Here is a 3591-nt window from a genome sequence, read left to right on the forward strand (position 1 = left end):
CTACACTCGACTAGTCGTCGGCAGCGTCAGATGTGTATAAGAGACAGCCCTCGAACACATCGCCGGAGACCGCCGCCGGACACTCCAATTCATAGCCACTTAACGCAACGGGCCGTCACACCACGCGACCTTCGCGCAGCCCTGGACCAGAAATCCCAGTATGGGAGTTATCACGGCCTCTTCCGGTTGTGCGGTCGTCTGCCGTGAGATAGCCCTGGCCGTTCGGTTGCTCGTAGCCGACGCTTCACCACGGTGGCACGCGGGCGTTCCAGGCTTCCCGCAGTACCGGACGAGGAGGAAACATGGTCAACAAGCGATGGCGCGTGCTCGCGCTGGCCGGGGCGGCGCTGGTGCTCATGGCTTCCTGTGGTCAGAGCGCGGCGAACAACGGCAACGGCAGCACCCGTGACCCCAGCGAACTGGTGTTCGCGGCGGTTCCGGGCGAGGAGTCGGCCAAGCTTCAGGAGGACTACCAGTCCTCGATCGATTTGCTGCGGAAGGAAACCGGGAAGACGATCCGGTTCCAGCGGGCAACCGACTACGCCGCCGTCATCGAGGGGCAGCGCAGCGGCAAGGTCGATATCGCGCTGTACGGGGCACTGTCCTATCTGGTCGCCCGCACCTCCGGAGTGCGGGCGACGGCGGTCGCCGCGGCGCTCGCGGAGAAAGGTGGTTCGCCGGGCTATCGCTCCTACGGCGTGGTGAAGACCGGTTCGCCGATTCACGACCTCGCGGGTTTCAAGGGTAAGAAGGTCTGCCTCGTCGACCCGAACTCGACCTCGGGCTACCTCTATCCGCGGGCCGGGCTGATCGACGCCGGGGTGAACCCCGATAGCGAGATCACCGCGGTGCTGGCCGGCACGCACGATGCGTCGGCGCTCGGCGTGGCCAAGGGGCAGTGCGACGCCGGGTTCGCCTACGACGCGATGGTCGACAAGAAGCTGGTCGAGAAGGGTCAGCTCAAGGCCGGTGAGCTGACCACGGTGTGGAAGTCCGACCTCATCCCCGGATCACCGATCGCGATCAGTGACGACCTCGATCCCGCGCTCAAGGACAAGATCGCCAAAGTGATCCAGGAGCACATGAACATCGACTACCTCGAGTCCCATGGGTTCTGCACACCCGGTAAGTGCATGGTCGACGAGTCCGGCGACTGGGGTTTCGTCAAGGTCGCCGACACCTTCTTCGACCCGGTGCGGCACGTCTGCGAGGTCACGAAGGCCAAGAGCTGCACGGCGGCGGAGTGAGCGCCGTCCGCTTCGAGGGGGTGACCAAGCGGTTCGGCCAGACGCTCGCCCTCGACGAGGTGTCGTTCACCGTCGAGCCCGGCGAGGTGGTCGTCCTGCTGGGGCTGTCCGGTTCGGGCAAGTCGACGCTCCTGCGGCACGTCGACGGCCTGCATGGGGCAAGCGCGGGCCGGGTCATCGCGCTCGGCACGGACGTCGGCCAGGCGCGGGGCGCGCGGTTGCGGGAGCTGCGTCGCCGGATCAGCTTCGTGTTCCAGCAGTTTCACCTGGTCGACAGCCTCTCGGTGCTGGAGAACGTGTGCACCGGCGCGCTCGGCAGGCTGCGTGGCCCGCGGCTGGGTCTGGTCACCTATCCGGGGGCGGTGCGACTCGAGGCGCTGGAGCACTTGGAACGGGTCGGGCTCGCGTCACAGGCGTTCCAGCGCGCGGACACGCTGTCGGGCGGGCAGCAGCAGCGGGTCGCGGTCGCGCGGGCGCTCATGCAACGCCCGGAGATCCTGCTCGCGGACGAGCCGGTTGCCTCCCTGGACCCGGAGTCCTCGGCGCAGGTGATGGGCCTGATCCGCGAAATCGCGAGCGAACGGAACCTGACCGTGCTGTGCAGCCTGCACCAGGTCGAGCTGGCGCTGTCGTGGGCCGACCGGATCGTCGGGTTGCGCTCGGGCCAGGTCGTGCTGGACAAGGCTGCGGGCGACCTTGACCACCAGCAGGCCGTCGCCATGATCTACCGAGCCGGCCCGCTGCGGGCCATCGCGTGACGGGGCGAACCCTCGCCCGGCCCAGGACCGATTCGGTCCTGGGCACGGCCGCGCTGCTGGGGCTGCTCGGCCTGGCCGGGTGGGCCTTCGCCGCGCTGTCGATCAACGTCGCGACGCTGATCGACAGCGGGCGGAACGCGGCCGACTTCGCCGCCCGGATGCTCCCCCTGGACTTCCCCACCGCGGGGGAGCTGCTGCGCCTGACCGGCCAGACCATGTCGATCGTCATCTGCGCCACGCTGCTGTCGGTGGTGCTCAGCACGGGGCTTGCGATCTTGGCGGCCGGGAACACGGCGCCGCACCGCGGTGCGCGGTTCGGCGCGCGGGCAGTGATCGTCGCGGCCCGCGCGGTGCCGGACGTGGTGCTGGCGATCGTGTTCTTTCGGCTGTTCGGGTTCGGCGCGCTGGCCGGGGTTCTCGCGATGGGACTGCATTCGGTCGGCATGGTCGGCAAGCTCTACGCCGACGCGGTCGAGCAGATCGACGAGGGCCCGCGTGAGGCCATGCGCGCGGGCGGTGCGGGCCGTGGGCAGGAGCTGGTGGCCGGCGTGCTGCCGCAGGTGCTGCCCGCGTTCGTGGCGACCGCGCTGCACCGGCTGGACATCAACCTGCGGGTCTCGGTCGTCCTCGGCTTCGTGGGTATCGACGGGCTCGGCCGCGCCATCGCGACGTCGCTGGGGCAGCTGGACTACCGCCGCGGCATGGCGCTGGCTCTGGTCGTGCTCGTGCTGTGCGTGCTCGTCGAACTGGCCTCCGGGGCGATCCGCCGCGCGCTCCTGCACCCGAAGGCCACGATCCAGGCGCCGCGACGACCGGGGCAGATCAGCCCACCGTGGACACCCGCGAGGGTACGGAAGACGGGGTACACCGCGCTCACCGTGCTCGTCGTGCTCGCGTCGGTCTGGGGTGCCCACCTGTCGCCGGCCCAGTTCTTCGGCGGACTCGGTGATCTCGGGCGCACGCTGACCCTCTTCTGGCCGCCGGAGTTCATCTCGGGACTGCTGGACGACCTGTGGGTCACGGTCAAGATTGCGCTCGCGGCCACGCTGATCGGGGCGGTGCTGGCGCTGCCGATCGGGGTGCTGGCCGCGCGCAACGTGGCGCCCCCGGTCGCGCGTGTCGTTCGGCTGCTGATCGTGTGCGTGCGGGGCATCCCCGAGCTGGTGCTGGCGATCGTGTTCGTGGTGATCACCGGGCTCGGTGCGGTCGCCGGGGCGCTCGCGCTGGGCGTCGGTGCTGTCGGGCTGCTCGGCAAGCTCGTCGCGGACTCCGTGGAAGAGGTCGACCCGGGTGTCGAGGACGCGCTGCGCGCCACGGGAGCGGGGCGGTGGCAGGTGTTCTTCGCCGCGACGCTGCCGCAGGCCGCACCCGCGTTCGTCGGGAATGTGCTTTACCAGCTTGACACGAACATCCGCTCGGCGACGCTGCTGGGCATCGTCGGCGCGGGCGGCATCGGATTCCAGCTGCTCAACGCCTCCCGGGTACTGGAGTTCGGTGTGGTCACGGCCGTGCTGGTGCTGGTGTTCGCCACGGTCCTGCTGGTCGAGTTGCTCGCGGTGTGGCTACGCCGGGTGGTTCATTGAGCC

The 3591-nt window shown here is 69.4% G+C and carries 3 protein-coding genes; all 3 read left to right on the plus strand.

The window, feature by feature from the left end; genetic code table 11:
- Window positions 1-302: 302 nt before the first annotated feature.
- The 3 genes from AC08OX_RS15885 to phnE are packed head-to-tail and all read left to right on the plus strand — an operon-like array spanning window position 303 to window position 3588.
- Entirely contained in the window at window positions 303-1247 is a 945-nt protein-coding gene (locus AC08OX_RS15885) for a phosphate/phosphite/phosphonate ABC transporter substrate-binding protein (RefSeq protein WP_476608531.1), read from the plus strand.
- A complete protein-coding gene (gene phnC, locus AC08OX_RS15890) occupies window positions 1244-2005 on the plus strand; it encodes a phosphonate ABC transporter ATP-binding protein (protein WP_476608532.1) in 762 nt (253 codons plus the stop codon). The genes AC08OX_RS15885 and phnC overlap by 4 nt, the downstream gene beginning before the upstream one ends.
- On the plus strand, window positions 2002-3588 hold the full coding sequence (gene phnE, locus AC08OX_RS15895) for a phosphonate ABC transporter, permease protein PhnE (RefSeq protein ID WP_476608533.1): 1587 nt from the start codon (window positions 2002-2004) through the stop codon (window positions 3586-3588). The genes phnC and phnE overlap by 4 nt, the downstream gene beginning before the upstream one ends.
- Window positions 3589-3591: the final 3 nt, after the last annotated feature.

Source organism: Frankia sp. CoBUL1, assembly GCF_978021245.1.

Coding starts and splice junctions, on each gene's coding strand:
- AC08OX_RS15885 (WP_476608531.1), top strand. CDS start 303: ATGGTCAACAAGCGATGGCGCGTGCTCGCGCTGGCCGGGGCGGCGCTG.